We start from the raw sequence: 17,803 nt of genomic DNA on the forward strand, positions 1-17,803 counted from the left end.
AATAATTTGATTGATAACCATTATTGTTATTTTTACGGTTAATTGTTGAGTTTTGGAAGTTTTAAAAATCTTTGTAAACAATAGGTTCTGATTCGTCAGGATGTTCTTGCTTCACTGTAAGGAAATGTGAGTGAGATTAAAAATTAATAATATAAACTCCATATAATAATTGGATATATCTAATAACAGGAGGTTATATGAGCATTAGTCGGCGTAACTTTTTGCGCGGCGTGGGTATTGGCTGCTCCGCATGCGCAATAGGAACTTTTCCACCGGGGGCACTGGCGCGTAATGCACCAGAGAGTATCAAGGGGAAAACCTCACTCACGCCAAGTCTGTGCGAAATGTGTTCATTTCGCTGTCCCATTCAAGCTCAGGTCATTAATAATAAAACCGTTTTCATCCAGGGGAACCCTAATGCGCCGCAGCAGGGTACCCGGGTCTGTGCCCGAGGGGGCAGCGGTGTGAGCCTGGTTAACGATCCGCACCGTATTGTTAAACCGATGAAGCGCACTGGCCCGCGTGGCGCTGGAGAATGGCAGGTCATTAGCTGGCAGCAAGCCTATCAAGAAATTGCCGAAAAGATGAGTGCCATAAAAGCGCAATATGGTCCTCAGGGCGTTGTCTTCTCTTCTAAATCCGGCTCGCTTTCCGGTCATTTATTTCACCTGGCGACGGCCTTCGGTTCGCCGAACACTTTTACCCATGCCTCGACATGTCCCGCCGGGAAATCCATTGCCGCTAAAGTGATGATGGGCGGCGATCTGGCCATGGATATTGCCAACACCCGTTATATGGTCTCTTTTGGCCATAACCTCTATGAAGGTATTGAGGTTGCCGACACGCACGAACTGATGACCGCGCAGGAGAGAGGCGCGAAGATGGTCAGCTTCGACCCTCGCTTGTCCGTATTTTCCAGTAAAGCGGATGAATGGCATGCCATCAGGCCTGGCGGCGACTTGCCGGTACTGATGGCAATGTGCCACGTCATGATTAAAGAAAACCTGTATGACGCGCAGTTTGTGGAGCGTTATACCACGGGGTTTGCACAGCTGGCAGAGGCCGTACAAGAGACAACGCCTGAATGGGCGCAAAAGCTGGCTGATGTTCCTGCTGAAGTTATTACCCGCGTAACCCGAGAAATGGCGGCCAGCGCGCCTCGTGCCATCGTCAGCCCAGGCCACCGCGCGACGTTTTCTCAGGAAGAGATCGACATGCGGCGGATGATCTTCACCCTCAACGTGCTGCTGGGCAATATCGAACGTGAAGGTGGCATGTACCAGAAAAAGGCGGCGGCAACCTACAACAAGCTGGCTGGCGAAAAGGTCGCGCCGGTGCTGGCAAAACCGGATGTGAAATTACCGAAGCCAACCGCGCAGCGCATTGATCTGGTGGCACCGCAGTTTAAATATATCGCCGCGGGTGGCGGGGTCGTGCAAAGCATTATTGATGCCGTGTTAAAGCAGACTCCTTACCCGGTGAAGGGATGGATCATGTCCCGACATAATCCTTTCCAGACTGTGACCTGCCGACCCGATCTGGTCAAAACCGTGGAACAACTGGATCTGGTGGTCAGCTGCGACGTCTATTTAAGTGAAAGCGCGGCCTATGCTGACTATCTGTTACCGGAATGCACCTACCTTGAGCGTGATGAAGAAGTCTCTGATATGTCAGGGCTGAATCCAGCTTATGCATTACGCCAACAGGTAGTTGAGCCCATTGGCGATGCTCGTCCGAGCTGGCAAATCTGGAAAGAACTGGGTGAACAGTTGGGTCTCGGGCAATTTTACCCGTGGCAGGATATGCAGACGCGCCAGCTGTACCAGCTCAATGGCGATCACGCTTTATCCGCAGAACTGCGTCAGAAGGGATATCGGGAGTGGGGCGTACCGCTGTTATTTCGTGAACCTGAGGCCGTGCGCCAGTTTGTCGAGCGCTATCCTGGCGCAGTGCCCGCGGACAGCGATGGTACCTACGGGGAGCAACTGCGATTCAAATCCCCGTCAGGCAAAATCGAGCTTTATTCCGCAGAGCTGGAATCGTTACTTCCCGGCTACGGTATTCCACGCGCCCGCAATTTTGCCCTGAAGGGTGAAAATGAACTCTATTTCATCCAGGGCAAGGTGGCGGTTCACACCAACGGAGCAACGCAATATGTGCCTTTACTCAGTGAACTGATGTGGGACAACGCGGTGTGGATCCACCCGACGACCGCGCGTGAAAAAGGGATTAAAAGCGGTGACGACATCTGGCTGGAAAACGCCACTGGCAAAGAAAAAGGTAAGGCGCTGGTCACGGCCGGTATTCGACCCGATACGCTGTTTGTTTATATGGGGTTTGGCGCCAAGGCCGGGGCTAAAACGGCGGCAACCACGCACGGTATTCACTGCGGTAATTTACTTCCGCACGTGACCAGTCCGGTTTCCGGAACGGTGGTGCACACCGCTGGCGTGACGCTGCGTCGGGCATGAACAAGGAGAACATCATGAATCAATCCACAAATCCCTATGTCATGCTGCATGACGAAAAACGCTGCATTGGCTGCCAGGCATGTACGGTTGCCTGCAAGGTTCTGAACGATGTGCCGGAGGGGTACAGCCGCCTGCAGGTGCAGATCCGCACCCCGGAAAAAGAGTCAGACGTCCTGTCTCATTTTCAGTTTGTGCGGGTTTCTTGCCAGCACTGTGAAGATGCGCCCTGCGTGAGCGTTTGCCCGACCGGTGCTTCATTTCGTGACGAAAACGGTATTGTGCAGGTGGACAAGTCGCGCTGTATTGGTTGCGACTATTGTGTTGCGGCCTGCCCGTTCCATGTGCGTTATCTGAATCCGCAAACGAGTATCGCTGACAAATGCAATTTTTGTGCAGATACCCGCCTCGATGCCGGGCAAGCGCCGGCCTGTGTTTCTGTTTGTCCAACCGATGCGCTGAAGTTTGGCCGCCGCGACGACCCGGAGATCCAGCACTGGATAAGTCAAAAAGAGGTATATCGCCAGCAGGATACGCGCAGTGGTGAGGTGAGTCTTTATCGGCGTAAAGAGTATCATCAGGAGGGGAAAGTATGAATGCTATCTGGGGAGCAGAGCTTAACTATGCGCCGGACTACTGGCCGCTGTGGCTCATTTACGCAGGTGTGGTCATCCTGCTGATGATTGTGGGTCTGGTGGCGCACGCGCTGCTGCGCCGGATGCTGGCACCTAAAACCGCAACCGGTGAAGAGCATCGTGATTACCTCTACTCGTTAGCGGTCCGCCGCTGGCACTGGGGAAATGCGCTGTTGTTCGTTCTGCTGCTGGTAAGCGGGTTGTTTGGTCACTTTTCGATAGGGCCGGTGGCGCTCATGGTGCAGGTACACACCTGGTGTGGCTTTGCATTACTGGCCTTCTGGGTGGGTTTCGTGCTGATAAATGCCACTACCGGCAACGGCTGCCACTATCGGGTGAAATGTAGCGGACTGATTTCGCGCTGCCTGCAGCAAACACGCTTTTACCTGTATGGGATAATGAAGGGTGAAGCGCATCCGTTTGCCGCGACGGCAGAGAGTAAATTTAACCCGCTACAACAACTGGCCTATCTGGCCATAATGTATGCGCTGGTACCGCTGTTGATCATCACCGGTTTGCTGTGTCTTTACCCACAAGTTATCGGCGCAGGTCCGGTTATGCTGGTGTTGCATATGGCGTTGGCGATTATTGGCATTCTGTTTATTTGTGCGCATATCTACCTGTGCACACTGGGCGACACGCCGGGGCAAATCTTTCGCAGCATGATCGACGGCTATCACCGGCATCGCAGCCATCACGCAGATGTATCACCGCGTAAAGGGTAATGTAGTGCGAATTTATCACTACCCGTTTATCTGATACCTGCATTCCATTGCAAGAAAATGTGCCTTAAGTCACATTTTCTTGCAATTTATCCCTGTTTGTTCTTCAGAATTTCCGTAAAAAGAACGGCTATTTTTCCTTTTCCTGAGGACATGCTGTTGAAACGCCGTTTGTTTATTACCGCTTCCCTTTTCGCGATGAGTTTTTCCTCCGCTTTTGCGGCGGATGTCGCCAGTTTTGCTCCCCAACCTCCGGCTATCAATGCGGGTGCGTGGGTGCTGATGGATTACACCACAGGCCAAATTCTTACCGCAGGTAATGAGCACCAGCAGCGCAACCCCGCCAGTCTGACCAAGCTGATGACCGGCTATGTTGTTGACCGCGCCATCGACAGCCAGCTTATTAGCCCGTCAGATATTGTCACCGTTGGGCGTGACGCGTGGGCGAAAGACAATCCGGTATTTGTCGGTTCATCATTAATGTTTCTAAAACAAGGTGACCGCGTTTCAGTACGTGATTTAAGTCGCGGCTTAATTGTCGATTCCGGCAACGATGCCTGCGTTGCGCTGGCGGATTATATCGCCGGTGGGCAGCCACAGTTTGTCGCGATGATGAACAGTTATGTGCAAAAGCTGAAGTTGCAGGACACCCATTTTGAAACGGTGCACGGACTGGATGCCCCAGGTCAGCACAGTTCGGCTTACGATCTGGCTGTGTTATCGAGGGCTATCATTCACGGCGAGCCTGATTTCTATCATATGTACAGCGAGAAGAGCCTCACCTGGAACGGCATCACCCAGCAGAATCGTAACGGTTTATTGTGGGATAAAACCCTGAACGTGGATGGGCTAAAGACGGGACATACCTCTGGTGCCGGGTTTAACCTGATTGCATCTGCGGTAGACGGACAGCGTCGATTAATCGCCGTTGTAATGGGGGCCGAGAGTGCGAAGGGGCGTGAAGATCAGGCGCGTAAGCTGCTGCAATGGGGACAGCAAAACTTTGACACAGTGCAGGTTCTGCGTAGTGGTAAGCAGGTCGGCGTTGAGCGGATCTGGTATGGCGATAAAGAAAAAATCAGTCTCGGTACCGAGCAGGATTTTTGGATGGCGCTGCCTAAAGCCGAAGTGGCGAATATTAAAGCAAAGTATGTGCTTGATAAGAAAGAGCTGGTCGCCCCCATTGCCGCACATCAGCGCGTGGGCGAAATTGAACTCTACGACCGGGATCAGCTGGTGGCGCATTGGCCGCTGATGACGCTGGAGTCAGTCGGTGAGGGGGGGGTGTTTTCGCGCCTGAGCGATTATTTTCACCATAAGGTGTAGATTTCTGTTTGTGCACCAAACTGGCAAGACTGCGAATCTGCTCACATAATAATCACTATTTCCTTGAGGTCGTAATACGCAGAAATTATACTGTATTTTTATACAGTATAATGCGGGAGGTTATATGGAGTATGAGATAAAGCAGGTAGAAAGACGCAGGATTGCCGGGTTTCACATGGTTGGACCGTGGGAACACACGGTAAAGCAGGGGTTTGAACAGCTGGTTATGTGGGTCGACGGTAACCAGATTGTGCCGTTGGAATGGATAGCCGTCTATTACGACAACCCAGACGTGGTTCCGGCAGATAAACTGCGCTGCGATACCGTAGTTTCAGTGCCTGAAGGTTTTGAGATCCCCGAAAACAGCGAAGGGGTGATCCTGACTGAACTGGCGGGTGGCGACTATGCCGTGGCCGTTGCCCGTGTTGAAAACCATGACTTTGCCACACCCTGGTATCAGTTTTTTGACCGTCTACTGCAGGATTCGTCCTGGCAGTTATCGGCCAAACCGTGTTTTGAAATTTACCGAAATAATGGTGTGGAGGACGGATACTGGGATATTGAAATGTACGTGCCGGTGCAGGCGAAGTAACGGTTTTGGGTGTGAATCAGGATAAAAGGCCTGTTGATAACGGTGATGTTTTCACTGAAAAAACAGGTACAATTCTGTTCTTTGCTATTCCCTGACGGAGTGCATGAGTGCGTGCAGATAAGTCACTGAGTCCTTTTGAAATTCGCTTGTATCGTCATTATCGTGTGGTGCATGGTATTCGCATCTCGCTGGCGTTTCTTCTCACTTTTCTGCTGGTTCGCCTGCTGGACATCCCTGAAGGTACCTGGCCTCTGATCACGCTGGTGGTGATCATGGGGCCGATTTCCTTTTGGGGCAATGTCGTCCCCCGAGCTTTTGAGCGTATTGGTGGCACGATTCTGGGTTCGGTCCTTGGGCTGGTGGCGCTCCGGCTGGAGCTCTTTTCATTGCCGCTGATGCTGATATGGTGTGCGGTGGCGATGTTCCTGTGCGGTTGGCTGGCATTGGGTAAAAAACCGTATCAGGCGCTGCTGATCGGCATCACGCTGGCCGTCGTGGTTGGCGCACCTGCGGGCGATATGAACACGGCACTCTGGCGCGGGGGGGATGTGATTCTCGGCTCGCTACTGGCAATGCTGTTTACCTGGATCTGGCCGCAACGCGCATTTATACACTGGCGTATCCAGCTGGCGCACTGCATTACCGGCTATAACCGTGTATATCAGGCTGCGCTATCACCCAACTTACTCGAACAACCCCGGCTGGATAAGCACTTACAGCAGTTGCTGAGTGACGTCGTTAAAATGCGCGGCTTAATCATTCCGGCCAGCAAAGAAACGCGCATTCAAAAATCAGTTTTTGAAGCCATTCAAACGATTAATCGGAATCTGGTGTGCATGCTTGAACTGCAAATCAACGCGCTGTGGGCAACGCGGTCCAGTCATTTTGTGATGTTGAATGCGCATACGCTGCGTGAAACTCAACTCAGAATGCAACAGGCACTGCTGACGATAACGCACGCTCTCTATGAAGGTAATCCGCAGCCGGTGCTTGCCAACACCGAAAAACTCAATGATACGGTGACCGAGATGCGTCAGCTGATTGATGAACATAAGGGCGACAACGTTGCAGAAACGCCTATTCATGGTTATGTCTGGCTGAATATGGAGATGGCACGACAGCTGGAACTCCTCTCACATTTAATCTGTCGTGCTTTGCGCAAATAAAGCGCAGATGAGGGGATTGGTTCTACTGCTGCTTCGATTCAGCAACGATTAAGGGTATGATACTGAAAAAGGCTAAAACCATTGGTAACTGCAATGGCTTTACCCTCGATAATTCAGGTTTCAACCGTGTATTGTCAATGCAGATGCAACTTGAAGTATGGCGGGCATGAAAGTAATGTTGACCCACTTTAGCCGTTGTTTAAACGAATCCGAATCTCACATTATCAGGGGTGTAAAAATGGAAACTACCAAGCCTTCTTTCCAGGACGTGCTGGAATTTGTTCGTCTGTTCCGTCGTAAGAACAAACTGCAACGTGAAATCCAGGACGTTGAGAAAAAGATCCGTGACAACCAGAAACGTGTCCTGCTGCTGGACAACCTGAGCGACTACATCAAGCCAGGTATGAGCGTTGAAGCGATCCAGGGCATTATTGCCAGCATGAAAAGCGACTATGAAGATCGCGTGGATGATTACATCATCAAAAATGCCGAGATCTCTAAAGAGCGTCGCGACATTTCTAAAAAGCTCAAAGCCATGGGCGAAGTGAAAAACGGCGAAGCGAAAGCAGAGTAATTGTTGCAAACGATAGGGGCGTAATGCTGCCCCTATCGTCCCTACTGTAATTCAACCCCGCCCGTTACCATCCGTAGTAAATGCTGTTCCGGCCAGTGTGTAGTCAGTTTTTTCTGTACCAGCATCCATTTGATGTAGTCAATGTCATGACGCGTTCTGTCCAGCATCAGGCCAACCACGCTGCCGCTGTGGGCAACGTTCACACCGTATAAATCACATTCTTCAACCAGCGATAATAACGAATCGAAATCCGGTTTTGGCAACAACATCTGGCTGGCAATGGCGCTTAGCGTGGCCGCTTCGCCCATCCGGTACGGGTTTTGACTTGAGCAAGCTTCCTGCACTTTTTCCCAAGCTCGTTTGAGGGCAGGTGCGCCTGCCTGTAACCCGGCCTGGCGCGGGATCCGGTGATAGTCTGCCGTGCGTAACGTTTCCGGGCTTTCGAGAACCAGCAGGTCGAGGTGGGGCTGCGCTTCACAGGCGATCTGAGTGGATGCGTCGTTATGATCAAAAAGAGTTAACTGGCGAAAAACGGTGCTGTCGGTAGGTTCGAGCGAAACGCAAAGCTGCGCTAACGTGGCTTCATCTAACTGATGGCCCAGATGGTGGGCGGTAGCGATGGCGGTGGCGGCAATATCTGCCGTACTGCTGGCCATCCCTTTGGCGATGGGGATCGTGGAGTGGATATCAATACGAATATCCTGACTGACATGTGCCGGATATTGCCAGTGCTGCAACAAGCGGTCAACCATCGACCGTGAAAGAGGCCGCTCATCGACAAGCGGCGATCCGGAGCTGACTTCAACGGTGCTGTACCATTCAACCGGGCAGGAGACCAATTTCTCGCTGCCCAGAATCCAGCCCTGGATAAGTTCTCCGCATGATGCGGGGCATTGCGCAACAGCCACGTCTTCACCTTTGTGATTAGCAATCTTCGGCGCATAGTGTCATGGCGATCGCGCTATTACCATGATGTGCCGCAATCTGCGGCACAGCAGTGTTAAGCGGGAATGCTCAGCGTCACAGTTTCTGCAATCGCTATACGCATTACGTCTTGCGCGATCATCAGCTCTTCGTTGGTATTGATGACGGCCACTTTGACCATCGCGTTTTCTGTTTGAATAAAGGTCGCATTACGTTGATTTTTGTCCTCATCTACCGCCAGCCCTAAGAAATTGAGGTTGTGGCAAATTGCTGCCCGGGCACGAGCAGAGTTTTCGCCGATACCACCGGTAAACACCAGCGCATCCAGACCGCCCATTTGCATAATGTAGCTGCCAATGGTGGCACGAATTCGTTCGGCAAACAGCGTCAGCGCCAGCGCTGCCTGACGGTTTCCGCTATCAGCCGCCTTTTCCACGTCACGGTAGTCAGGAGAGATGCCGGATACGCCAAGTAACCCCGACTCGTTGTTGAGTAGCTGATTTAGCTGCTGTGGTGTTTTACCTTCTCGTTGGGCAATCCACGGTAGAATGGACGGATCGATGTCGCCGCTACGGGTGCCCATCATCACACCAGACTGTGGGGTAAAGCCCATTGACGTATTAACGGATTGTCCGCCCTTGATGGCGCAGATGCTGCTGCCGTTGCCCAGATGGCAACACACAACTCGTAGAGCGCTGAGCGGCACGCCCAGTTTTTCAGCCAGCGTATGGCTGACGTATTTGTGGCTGGTACCATGGAAGCCGTAGCGACGAATACCCAGCTCCGAATAATAACGCCAGGGCAGGGGATAAATAAAAGAAGGCTCGTCGAGCGTCTGATGGAAGGCCGTATCGAAAACTGCTACAGCAGGTGTCGTCGGTAATAGTTGGCGAAAAACAGCAATACCCAGCGCATTAACCGGGTTATGCAACGGAGCCAGTTCTGCCAGACGTTCTATTTCTGCCAGCGATTCATCGGTGACTAAAACTGAATCTTTAAAGGATTCTCCGCCGTGTGCGACGCGATGCCCAACACCGTCGATGTCTTGTAAGCTATTAATGATGCTGTGACTGAGCAGTTTTTCCAGTAACAGCGTTACCGCTTCACGGTGATCGGCAATCGGCAGTGTTTCCTGCCATTTTTGCACCGGGGTTTTTATCGTGACCTTTGCATCAGGCATCCCGATGCGCTCGAGCAGCCCCTGACAGAGCATCTCGCCCTGCGGCATCGCCAGTAACTGAAACTTCAGAGAAGAGCTGCCTGCGTTAATGGCCATTATTTTGTGAGACATGACGATTCCTTTGCGTGCAGAAAATTGAACATCTCATCAACGCCGGTATTGTTCACCGCGCTGGTAATAAAAACGTTTTGCGCCCCGGCCTGCCTCAACCAGCCCTCGACGAGGGCAATCTGCTGCGGGTTAGCTAAATCGGCTTTGGTCACCAGACCGATAACGGGCCGGTTCATGGGGCCAGTAAATCCAGGAGAAAAAGGTGACCAGGGCGCGTCAGCGTTGAGCACCAGCGCGATAACGTCGGCTTCACAGGCGCTGACCAGCAGCGCACTGTACAGGCAGCGGTTCTCCAGATATTCCCCAGGTGTGTCTATCGCCGTGGGAGACCAGACGATAGCCTGGGTTTTCTGATAATGAAGCGCTTCGCCACGCATACACTGGGTGAGAGATGTTTTCCCACTTTGGCTGGGTCCAATGAACATGATGCGTTTCATTACGTCATGTCCGCGTAATCGGGCAGGCGGTAAAACGCATCATTTCGCCCAGCGTACGGGTAACTTGTTTCAGCGCGTACTCAACGGCCGAAACATCGCCGGTTAATACGACTGCGCCGGTAAAGCGGTCCAGAAAACCAATCTCTACTGCACCCGATTTAGTGGCGATATCACAGGCGATAATGGAGGCTTCGCTGGGCGTAATAGTTAAAATGCCAATCGCCGAGACTGAATCCTGCAAGCCAAGTTTCTTGAACAAATCTTTACCAGGATTAGCAATAAGATGCGCCAGTGTGACCTGTTTTCCGGGCACATATTCCTGAATCATACGATCCGTCGTCTGCTGCATTTCCATCACCCCTCCACCATTTGGCGCCACATGCTTTCATGCGGACGTGGGATCACCGAGCGATAGACCAGCAGACCTTTTTCACCAGCACTTTCGCTGGCGACCGTCACGGCGTTATTCACATCGGAAACATCGCCCGCGACAACCATGTAGCACTTACCGCCAATACCAAACGCCATATGCACTCTTACCAGCGTGACATTGGAGGCTTTTACCGCGCGGTCGGCGGCACAAATACAAGCCGCAACGCTCCAGGTTTCAACAATCCCTACCGCCTGACGTTTATCTACACTATTGAGTCCGCTGATCGCCGGCAGAACGCTGGCATGAATGTTAGGCAGGACCAGGCTGTCGACGAGCATATCTCCAGCAAGTGAGGTTCCTGTGGCAATGGCCTGCTGTATTGCGCCAACATCACCACCCAGCATCAGCAAAAATTTTCCCGGGCAGATGGTTTTACTGACCAGCAAATTCACATTAGCGCTTTTCAGCATCGCATCGCCGGCTTCCATTCCTTTGGCAATGCTGGTGAGTTCTAAAATCCCTATAGCCTGAGACATGGTTAACCTCTTATTACCGTGATGGACTGATCTGTGATTTCGCTGACAATACCGTCAATACTGGCGTGAACCTGCGCACCTAATGCGCCCTCGGGGATCTCTGCAACACATTGGCCGCGCACAACGCGCTCCCCTTTTTGCACACAAGGAATGGCACTGGCACCAATATGCTGGCGTAACAACAACGTTGTTTTTTCAGTGGGATGATCTGTCTGGTCTAATGGTGCATCGTGATACCAGTCACTGAGACCCAGTTTGGTAATAAGCCGTTTCACCGGAATCAGACGGTACTTCGCCATTTCATCTTCAGGGTTTAACGGGCCTTCATAACGATGATTGAGCGCACGTAGCTCGCGTTTGAGCATGCGGTTAATGCGCATCGGAGAAATCCCCACCGGACAGGCCACGCTTTCACAGACGTTGCATTCTGAGCAAGTCAGGGCGGTGAGCAGTAATTGCGGTGTGGCGGCCTGCTGATAGTTGACCGCGCGAACCAGCAAATGTGGTGAGAGTTCATGACCAATCAAGTGTCGTGGACACAGATCCGTGCACAAGCGGCACTGCTCGCAGACGGTTTTGGCAACTGAGAGCACGGTCCGTTCATCCTGCATTCGTCGCTGGATCAGCGCATGGGATTTCGGTAGTACCAGCAGGCCACCGGTCGTTTTACTGACTGGCGTATCCAGAGAAGTAATCAGACCGCCCATCATCGGACCGCCGTTAATAAATCCGGGGTCATCGACGGTAGCGCCGCCAGCCAGTGCCAGCACTTCACGCAGTGACATACCGACAGGCACGGTCAGGGTAACCGGCCGGGCAACTGCGCCATTGACGGTTAATGTACGACGCGTAACGGGGAACTGCTGTTCAACGGCTCGTGCAATGTTAAGCACGGTCTGGACGTTATTGACCACCACGCCCACACTAACCGGGAGAGCAGCAGGAGGCACCCGCCGTCCGGTTGCCATCCAGATTGTCAGCACTTCATCGCCAGCCGGGTAGACATCAGGCAAAATGTGTAACCTGATATCGGCGGGCAGGAGAGGTGTTAACGCACTGATGGCTTTCTGATATTTTTCTTTAAGGGCGATAATGCCGGCGCTGGCGCCAGTGGTCTTCATGGCATACTGCACGCCGCGTATCAGTCGGGCTGCCTGCACGGCCATTAATTGCTGATCAACCTTCAGCATCGGCTCGCATTCTGCAGCATTGACCAGAAACGTATCGACCTGCGCCTGCAGTTTTACATGGGCAGGAAAGCCGGCACCACCGGCTCCCACTACACCTGCAGCGCGCACGCGATCGCGTATTGTCTGAGTATCATAACAAATGGGTTCAGCCGTCATGGCTGTATTCATAATAATTCCTCAAGCAGTTCCTGGATGGCAGCGGCATCAGCATCGCGGGGATTCGTTTGCAGCGTGGCATCCGCCAGAGCCGCCTGAACCATCGAGGGAATACGCTGTGACCAGGTTTGCTTTCCGTCTTTGAGCGCGTCTGTGAAAGAGGGTAACGCACACTGTTTTTTGAGTTGCTCAATATGATGAATTAGCGCATTGAGTGCCGCCGTATCGTTTGCGTTATCAGGGCATAAGTGGCAGGCCTTCGCGAAGCGGGCATACCGTTTTGCGGCCCTGGGATCGCGGGCATTAAAGTGAATCACAGAGGTCAGGAGTAGTGCGTTAGCAAGGCCGTGCGGCAGATGAAACTGACCGCCAAGCTGATGCGCTATGGCATGGTTAATTCCAAGACCAGCCTGGCTAAACGCCATCCCCGCGAGGGTTGAGGCGTTGTGCATTTTTCCTCGGGTAGTCAGGCAATCGCCTTTGCTGACGGCGATGGGCAGATACTGGAAGACAATTTGCGCTGCTTTTTCAGCCAGCGCGTCAGTGAAGTCGCTGGCCTTGGTGGAAACGTACGCTTCAAGCGCATGCGTCAGCACGTCCATTCCGGTATTGGCGGTGATGGCAGGCGGTACGCTGACCACCAGCATTGGGTCAAGGATCGCCATATCCGGGTAGAGGGCATTATTAAATAACGGATATTTAATGCCTTTCTCCGGATCGCCGATCACGCAGGCGCTGGTCACTTCAGAGCCTGTTCCGCTGGTGGTGGGGATGGCTACACAGGTTTCGATTTCGATGCCAAACTGACGGCTGAACCAGACAATCGCTTTCGCTGCATCAAGCGCCGACCCTCCACCAAAGCCAATCACTACATCCGGTCGCAGGGACTGCATTTGCGCAATCCCTTGTACTACCGTATTGATGGTGGGATCGGGTGTGATATCACTGAACACGCTAATGCGATTATCCGCAGGTAACGCATCGCGCAGCGTTGCAATCAGCGGCGAACGCGCAAGAAAACCATCGCAAATAATCCAGATATGCTTATTCGTGAAGCGTTTGAGCACGCTCAAACTGCCCTGGCCGCTGTACAATCGAGTTTGCAGTGAAAAGCTATTCATTACGGCCTCATTAGCGGATAGAAAAACCGTTGGTCAGCACGCAACGACGAGAACGTGCAAACGTTCGCGCAGACGTTGTCCCTTCACCGGTTGGGGTGGCGATGGTAAAGGTGGTGAAACCTTCGCCGCCGACGCCAATACCGGCGTAAGAGGGGCCATTTTTCACAAAAATAGACGTTTGCAACGTGCGAGCAGCAAGATTCAAACGCGACACATTTTGCGAGTGCATAATGGCAGTATGGTGCAGTCCCTCTTCAACCTTCAGCGCCAACGTTAGCGCACTGTCAAAATCGTTAACCGTCACGACAGGGAGCATGGGCATCAACTGTTCGCTGGTAACCCACACATCGTCAGCCTTGACGACGCCTATCAACAGACGAGGCGCTTTTGTTGGAACGGGTATACCTGCCGCTTCCAGTAACGTTGCCGGGCTTTTTCCGACAAGTTTCTTATTCGCCATTCCCTCTGGCAGACAGGTGGCGCGTAGTTTGTCCACTTCTTCGCTGTTTAGCAGCAACGCCCCAAAAGACTGCATTTGTTGAATCAGTCGTTCGGCAACCGCTTCGACAACAATTAGGCTTTTCTCTGCAATGCAGGGCAGATTGTAATCAAACGATGCGCCGTTGATGATGTCTTCCGCGGCCTTAACCAGATCGGCGGTTTCATCAACGATGCAGGGGGGGTTCCCGGCACCGGCACCAATGACTTTTTTCCCGCTTTTCATACCCATAGCCACAATGCCCGGGCCACCGGTAATCGCCAGAACTGCGATTTTAGGGTGCGCCATCATCTGCTGGGTAGCTTCAAAAGTGGGTTCTGTGACTGTGACAACAAGATTTCGGATCCCGCAGCAGCGGAAGGCAATATCTTCAATCATGGCAATCAGCTTGAGTGAAACCACTTTAGCGCCCGGGTGCGGGCTGAAGTAAACGCTATTCCCGGCAGCTAACATACTGATGCTGTTGTTAATAATGGTTTCCGTTGGGTTGGTGCTAGGAGCAACGGAACCCATTACGCCAAAGGGGGAATATTCAAATAGCACCATGCCGCCATCACCGGTGAGGGCGGTTGTGGTTAGATCTTCAATACCGGGGGTGTTATCCAGCGCGGCTTTATTTTTGAGAAATTTATCTTCTTTGTTGCCCATTCCCGTTTCGGTTGCGCTTTCTGCCGCCAACGAGGCCAGATGAGGTGTCAGTTCTTCCCGCAGAGCGCTAATAATGGCGCTACGGGTTTTCAGTGGGCATTGCTGATAACGTAAAAAGGCCTGATGCGCGGCATCGATTGCTTCACCGACGGATGGAAAAATACCGCCACCCTTTATCTCTGCTTTTGCCGGTTCGAGCTGTTCAGTCAAAATAGTGCGGATAAGGGTTTCAAGTTCTGACGTATTCATTGATGTGTTCTCACGTTAATCGCCGCAATGGCGGTTTCTGCAATGTCCATATCCTGCTCAACGCTTCCTCCGCTGATGCCAAGACCCCCAAGGAGTAAACCTTCTCGCCATAGTGCGTATCCGCCACCAAACGTGACGACTTTTCCCTGCATATGGCTTTCCAGACCGTAAAGTGCGGCGCCCGGTTGCACCGCTGCGCTCAGTTCATGGGTGGCGGTTTTCATCGCCACGGCGGTCCACGCTTTTTTCGGTGCCAGCTCGCTACTGACGAGCAGGGCATCGGGCATGCGCCAGGTCACTGTTTGTGTACCGTTTGCATCCACAATGCTGATGACAACCGGAACTTTGAGTGCTTGTGCACGCGCTACCGCCGTACGCGTAAGCTGATGGAGTTCCTGAAATGACAATGACATAGCAGACTCCTGAACTGCCGATGTCTGGGTCGCTGCCACGTAACGCTCAGCCACCTTCTGAATGAGCGTGTTTTGGTGCGCGTCATAATCTTCAGACCTGGCGAGCGCATATAAGCAATCGGACAGGCGGTTGATATAGCGCATCAGTACCTGTCGGATGGAGGCATCTGTGGAGAGTTCGACAAGCCGTCTTTCAGCGCGACGGGCAAGCGTGCGGGCGAAGTGCAGACGGCTGGCGGCTTCACAGCGTCCGGGCAAAATAAAACTGTGCAGGGGAGGCACTCGCGCCATCGCGGTATCGATGGCAGCCTCAAGTGCTGCAATGTCCTCCGAGCTGATGTAGCGTTGGGAGGGCGTGGGCTGTTCGCTTTCACTGGCCAGTTCGGCACTGAACCAAAACAGCTGTAACTGAATTTCTTCAAGTAACACACGGTGTTGCGGGCTTTGTGCCGCGCAGACGCATAGGCTCAGCGCCGCGTTGAGTTCGTCCAGCGTGCCGTAAGCCTCAACGCGCGGGTGTGTTTTACTGACGCGCTGTCCGCTAAAGAGCGCTGTCGTACCGGCATCGCCTGTTCGGGTATAAATCGCCATAGTTCCTCCTAGCGAGAAAGCGTGTCGACAATGCCAACGATGGCCAGATCGATAGCCTCATTGGGGCCGCTAAAAACGTGTCTGGCGCTGGAGCCGCTGCTGAGTAAAACCAGCTCACCGGTACCGGCACCTACTGAGTCAACTGCGACCTCGTCACCCGCTGTTGGCGATTGCGGTAGTTCGCCGTCGGCTGTTACCCGACGTACCAGTAACAGTTTTTTTCCAACCAGTGACGGTGATTTTTGCGTGGATACCACGACGCCTGTAACGCGTGCCAGATGCATGGTTCACTCCTGCTTAATTAATTGGATATTGCGCATACTGACGGTTTCTTTTGCCAGTGCGGTCACAACACATCGACGGCGTAGCACCAGAAACCCACCTTGTAATCGGGCTACATCGGCATAACTTAAAAGCGTCTCGGGATGCAGAATGATGGTTTGCCCGCGTTCATCACTGAACTCCAGCGGCAGTCGCGCGAGTTTTCGTACGGGGATCGCCGGTAGCAATTGATGCTGCAGCGATATCTTCACGCGAACGCCACAGGCCAGGGCTTCGTGGAGAGTGATCGCTGACACATCGGATGAATCGTGTTGCGCAATATGCGCCAGCAGCGGTAAATCAGCGTGCTCGATAATCAGAGCGGAGTACTGACAAACCAGCGCCCGGGGATCGGCTTCCCGTAACTGCGCGACGCTCAGAGAGAGCGAACTGTCCGCGCGTTTTTGTAATCGGGAGACGACCTCCCCGATGATGCGTTGCAGCAGTTCATTGTTCATCGTGAGCTCACCAGCGTGGCGAATGCCTGTGGGCTATCCGCCCCTGCAGCATTGGCTTCGTCAGTGTCGATATGCATTTCAAGACGCATATCCGGCGATACGCGAACGGCAACGTTATCGAAGATCAGTCTGCGTTCATCTCCATTGATGGCGACGGAGACTTTATCGCCATGTGACACGCGTAGGATCAGCGCATCAAGCGGTGACATATGAATGTGCCGCTGGGCGACAATCACTCCGCATGAGATATCCAGTTCAGCAAAAGGACTCACCAGGCGAATGCCCGGCGTTCCCTGAATATTGCCGGACATACGCAACGGCGCAGCGATACCCAGCGTGCGGGCGTCGGTGCGGGAGATTTCTACCTGGCTGGTGCTTCGCAGCGGTCCCAGCAAACGCACATTTTTTAGCTGGCCTTTTGGACCCACCAGCGTAACGGTCTGATCTGCGGCATATTGTCCAGGCTGCAGCAGACCTTTTTTCTCGCTGATGGGCTGATTGGGAAACAAACGAGCGTAATCTTCAGCACAAAGATGGATATGACGATTAGAGATCCCCAGTGGAATAGGGCGCTCGCGCATTTCATCCAGTACTTTACTGACCGTAGTCTCCAGTTGCTGTTTATCCATTACGCTTCACCTCGTTTACCAGAATGCAGGCAGAGTGAGCGAGGCTCTCCCTTCTGGCGCGGACAGGCAGGGTCGAGACACAGATTGCAGCTAATCAGGTCTGTATCTTGTGGTGCTTCGGGTAATTCACTTTCCACAACCACCTGTACTTCCACCTCGACAGGTGTGGGTTCAGGGATGGGCTCAGGTGTCGAAACGACGCTGTGCGAAAGGATGCCTTCCCCGGGTCTGGAAATGACTTTGTGCGCAACCAGACCTTCCCGCTGGTCTGCAAAGCTGGCACCGGTGGAAATGGCCGCCTGCACGGAGGCCACATCCCCGATGATTTTGATCACCGTCCAGCCTGAGCCGTTGGTTTTTTCGAGGCCCACCAGCGTGATGGAGGCGGCTTTCGCCATGACATCCGCGCAACTGATGGCTAATGCCAGACCACTAACTTCAAGTAATCCCAGTGATTGCTTCACGCTGTGCTCCTTGTTGCAAC

Annotated in this window: 20 protein-coding genes; 7 read left to right on the plus strand and 13 right to left on the minus strand. The window is 52.9% G+C overall.

All coding sequences use genetic code 11. The features are described from left to right. Window positions 1–197 precede the first annotated feature (197 nt). The 7 genes from phsA to IB214_RS09470 all read left to right on the plus strand — a co-directional run bounded on the left by phsA (window position 198) and on the right by IB214_RS09470 (window position 7,483). Window positions 198–2,471, plus strand: coding sequence for a thiosulfate reductase PhsA (gene phsA / locus IB214_RS09440; RefSeq protein WP_117343306.1), 2,274 nt, complete (start codon window positions 198–200; stop codon window positions 2,469–2,471). A gap of 14 nt (window positions 2,472–2,485) precedes the next feature. Then, a complete protein-coding gene (gene phsB, locus IB214_RS09445) occupies window positions 2,486–3,064 on the plus strand; it encodes a thiosulfate reductase electron transport protein PhsB (protein ID WP_115258140.1) in 579 nt (192 codons plus the stop codon). After that, the gene (gene phsC, locus IB214_RS09450) at window positions 3,061–3,828 is read left to right on the plus strand and encodes a thiosulfate reductase cytochrome B subunit (protein WP_117343307.1); all 768 of its coding nucleotides are present in this window, start codon (window positions 3,061–3,063) and stop codon (window positions 3,826–3,828) included. Before phsB ends, phsC begins: the two co-directional genes overlap by 4 nt. Before the next feature lie 150 nt (window positions 3,829–3,978). Beyond that, window positions 3,979–5,151, plus strand: a complete 1,173-nt coding sequence (dacD, locus tag IB214_RS09455; protein WP_117343308.1) for a serine-type D-Ala-D-Ala carboxypeptidase DacD — start codon at window positions 3,979–3,981, stop codon at window positions 5,149–5,151. A 124-nt stretch (window positions 5,152–5,275) separates the two neighbouring features. Beyond that, window positions 5,276–5,743, plus strand: a complete 468-nt coding sequence (gene sbmC, locus IB214_RS09460) for a DNA gyrase inhibitor SbmC (RefSeq protein WP_117343309.1) — start codon at window positions 5,276–5,278, stop codon at window positions 5,741–5,743. 107 nt (window positions 5,744–5,850) lie between these two features. Continuing rightward, window positions 5,851–6,909 (plus strand): FUSC family protein, encoded by a 1,059-nt coding sequence (locus IB214_RS09465; protein WP_115258144.1) that lies wholly within the window; start codon window positions 5,851–5,853, stop codon window positions 6,907–6,909. 238 nt (window positions 6,910–7,147) lie between these two features. Continuing rightward, on the plus strand, window positions 7,148–7,483 hold the full coding sequence (locus tag IB214_RS09470; protein ID WP_003834176.1) for a DUF496 family protein: 336 nt from the start codon (window positions 7,148–7,150) through the stop codon (window positions 7,481–7,483). Between the two features lie 41 nt (window positions 7,484–7,524). Here IB214_RS09470 and IB214_RS09475 read toward each other — a convergent pair whose 3' ends face one another. The 13 genes from IB214_RS09475 to IB214_RS09535 all read right to left on the minus strand — a co-directional run bounded on the left by IB214_RS09475 (window position 7,525) and on the right by IB214_RS09535 (window position 17,783). Next, window positions 7,525–8,391: an L-threonine kinase gene (locus IB214_RS09475; protein WP_117343310.1), complete on the minus strand. Its 867-nt coding sequence runs from the start codon at window positions 8,389–8,391 to the stop codon at window positions 7,525–7,527. 92 nt (window positions 8,392–8,483) lie between these two features. After that, window positions 8,484–9,698 carry an acetate/propionate family kinase gene (locus IB214_RS09480; protein ID WP_117343311.1) on the minus strand — a complete coding sequence of 405 codons (1,215 nt, stop codon included), beginning with the start codon at window positions 9,696–9,698 and terminating at the stop codon, window positions 8,484–8,486. Then, entirely contained in the window at window positions 9,683–10,135 is a 453-nt protein-coding gene (gene pduV, locus IB214_RS09485) for a propanediol utilization protein PduV (RefSeq protein ID WP_117343312.1), read from the minus strand. Before pduV ends, IB214_RS09480 begins: the two co-directional genes overlap by 16 nt. A gap of 4 nt (window positions 10,136–10,139) precedes the next feature. Next, window positions 10,140–10,490, minus strand: coding sequence for a propanediol utilization microcompartment protein PduU (pduU, locus tag IB214_RS09490; protein WP_117343313.1), 351 nt, complete (start codon window positions 10,488–10,490; stop codon window positions 10,140–10,142). Continuing rightward, window positions 10,490–11,044 (minus strand): propanediol utilization microcompartment protein PduT, encoded by a 555-nt coding sequence (gene pduT / locus IB214_RS09495; protein WP_046275683.1) that lies wholly within the window; start codon window positions 11,042–11,044, stop codon window positions 10,490–10,492. The genes pduU and pduT overlap by 1 nt, the downstream gene beginning before the upstream one ends. A gap of 2 nt (window positions 11,045–11,046) precedes the next feature. Continuing rightward, window positions 11,047–12,402, minus strand: a complete 1,356-nt coding sequence (pduS, locus tag IB214_RS09500; RefSeq protein WP_117343314.1) for a cobalamin reductase PduS — start codon at window positions 12,400–12,402, stop codon at window positions 11,047–11,049. After that, complete coding sequence (locus IB214_RS09505; protein ID WP_117343315.1) at window positions 12,399–13,511, minus strand: 1-propanol dehydrogenase PduQ; 1,113 nt, start codon at window positions 13,509–13,511, stop codon at window positions 12,399–12,401. The genes pduS and IB214_RS09505 overlap by 4 nt, the downstream gene beginning before the upstream one ends. Before the next feature lie 10 nt (window positions 13,512–13,521). Further along, window positions 13,522–14,907 (minus strand): CoA-acylating propionaldehyde dehydrogenase PduP, encoded by a 1,386-nt coding sequence (pduP, locus tag IB214_RS09510; protein WP_115258150.1) that lies wholly within the window; start codon window positions 14,905–14,907, stop codon window positions 13,522–13,524. Further along, on the minus strand, window positions 14,904–15,911 hold the full coding sequence (pduO, locus tag IB214_RS09515; protein ID WP_117343316.1) for a two-domain cob(I)yrinic acid a,c-diamide adenosyltransferase PduO: 1,008 nt from the start codon (window positions 15,909–15,911) through the stop codon (window positions 14,904–14,906). The genes pduP and pduO overlap by 4 nt, the downstream gene beginning before the upstream one ends. A gap of 8 nt (window positions 15,912–15,919) precedes the next feature. Continuing rightward, complete coding sequence (locus tag IB214_RS09520) at window positions 15,920–16,195, minus strand: EutN/CcmL family microcompartment protein (RefSeq protein ID WP_096756643.1); 276 nt, start codon at window positions 16,193–16,195, stop codon at window positions 15,920–15,922. Window positions 16,196–16,198: 3 nt separating this feature from the next. Beyond that, complete coding sequence (pduM, locus tag IB214_RS09525) at window positions 16,199–16,690, minus strand: microcompartment protein PduM (RefSeq protein WP_115258152.1); 492 nt, start codon at window positions 16,688–16,690, stop codon at window positions 16,199–16,201. Continuing rightward, the gene (locus IB214_RS09530) at window positions 16,687–17,319 is read right to left on the minus strand and encodes a phosphate propanoyltransferase (RefSeq protein WP_115258153.1); all 633 of its coding nucleotides are present in this window, start codon (window positions 17,317–17,319) and stop codon (window positions 16,687–16,689) included. The genes pduM and IB214_RS09530 overlap by 4 nt, the downstream gene beginning before the upstream one ends. Further along, the gene (locus tag IB214_RS09535; RefSeq protein WP_096756646.1) at window positions 17,319–17,783 is read right to left on the minus strand and encodes a BMC domain-containing protein; all 465 of its coding nucleotides are present in this window, start codon (window positions 17,781–17,783) and stop codon (window positions 17,319–17,321) included. Before IB214_RS09535 ends, IB214_RS09530 begins: the two co-directional genes overlap by 1 nt. Window positions 17,784–17,803: the final 20 nt, after the last annotated feature.

Origin of the sequence: Citrobacter sp. C1 (genome assembly GCF_014596895.2) — a bacterium.
Taxonomy (GTDB): Bacteria; Pseudomonadota; Gammaproteobacteria; order Enterobacterales; family Enterobacteriaceae; genus Citrobacter; species Citrobacter gillenii.

What these genes read in the sequence shown, in the direction of transcription:
- pduO (WP_117343316.1), bottom strand. Translation starts at nt 15,911, where the DNA reads ATGGCGATTTATACCCGAACAGGCGATGCCGGTACGACAGCGCTCTTT.
- IB214_RS09480 (WP_117343311.1), bottom strand. Translation starts at nt 9,698, where the DNA reads ATGTCTCACAAAATAATGGCCATTAACGCAGGCAGCTCTTCTCTGAAG.
- IB214_RS09505 (WP_117343315.1), bottom strand. Translation starts at nt 13,511, where the DNA reads ATGAATAGCTTTTCACTGCAAACTCGATTGTACAGCGGCCAGGGCAGT.
- IB214_RS09530 (WP_115258153.1), bottom strand. Translation starts at nt 17,319, where the DNA reads ATGGATAAACAGCAACTGGAGACTACGGTCAGTAAAGTACTGGATGAA.
- pduS (WP_117343314.1), bottom strand. Translation starts at nt 12,402, where the DNA reads ATGAATACAGCCATGACGGCTGAACCCATTTGTTATGATACTCAGACA.
- pduV (WP_117343312.1), bottom strand. Translation starts at nt 10,135, where the DNA reads ATGAAACGCATCATGTTCATTGGACCCAGCCAAAGTGGGAAAACATCT.
- dacD (WP_117343308.1), top strand. Translation starts at nt 3,979, where the DNA reads ATGCTGTTGAAACGCCGTTTGTTTATTACCGCTTCCCTTTTCGCGATG.
- sbmC (WP_117343309.1), top strand. Translation starts at nt 5,276, where the DNA reads ATGGAGTATGAGATAAAGCAGGTAGAAAGACGCAGGATTGCCGGGTTT.
- pduT (WP_046275683.1), bottom strand. Translation starts at nt 11,044, where the DNA reads ATGTCTCAGGCTATAGGGATTTTAGAACTCACCAGCATTGCCAAAGGA.
- pduM (WP_115258152.1), bottom strand. Translation starts at nt 16,690, where the DNA reads ATGAACAATGAACTGCTGCAACGCATCATCGGGGAGGTCGTCTCCCGA.
- IB214_RS09520 (WP_096756643.1), bottom strand. Translation starts at nt 16,195, where the DNA reads ATGCATCTGGCACGCGTTACAGGCGTCGTGGTATCCACGCAAAAATCA.
- IB214_RS09470 (WP_003834176.1), top strand. Translation starts at nt 7,148, where the DNA reads ATGGAAACTACCAAGCCTTCTTTCCAGGACGTGCTGGAATTTGTTCGT.
- phsA (WP_117343306.1), top strand. Translation starts at nt 198, where the DNA reads ATGAGCATTAGTCGGCGTAACTTTTTGCGCGGCGTGGGTATTGGCTGC.
- phsC (WP_117343307.1), top strand. Translation starts at nt 3,061, where the DNA reads ATGAATGCTATCTGGGGAGCAGAGCTTAACTATGCGCCGGACTACTGG.
- pduU (WP_117343313.1), bottom strand. Translation starts at nt 10,490, where the DNA reads ATGGAAATGCAGCAGACGACGGATCGTATGATTCAGGAATATGTGCCC.
- pduP (WP_115258150.1), bottom strand. Translation starts at nt 14,907, where the DNA reads ATGAATACGTCAGAACTTGAAACCCTTATCCGCACTATTTTGACTGAA.
- phsB (WP_115258140.1), top strand. Translation starts at nt 2,486, where the DNA reads ATGAATCAATCCACAAATCCCTATGTCATGCTGCATGACGAAAAACGC.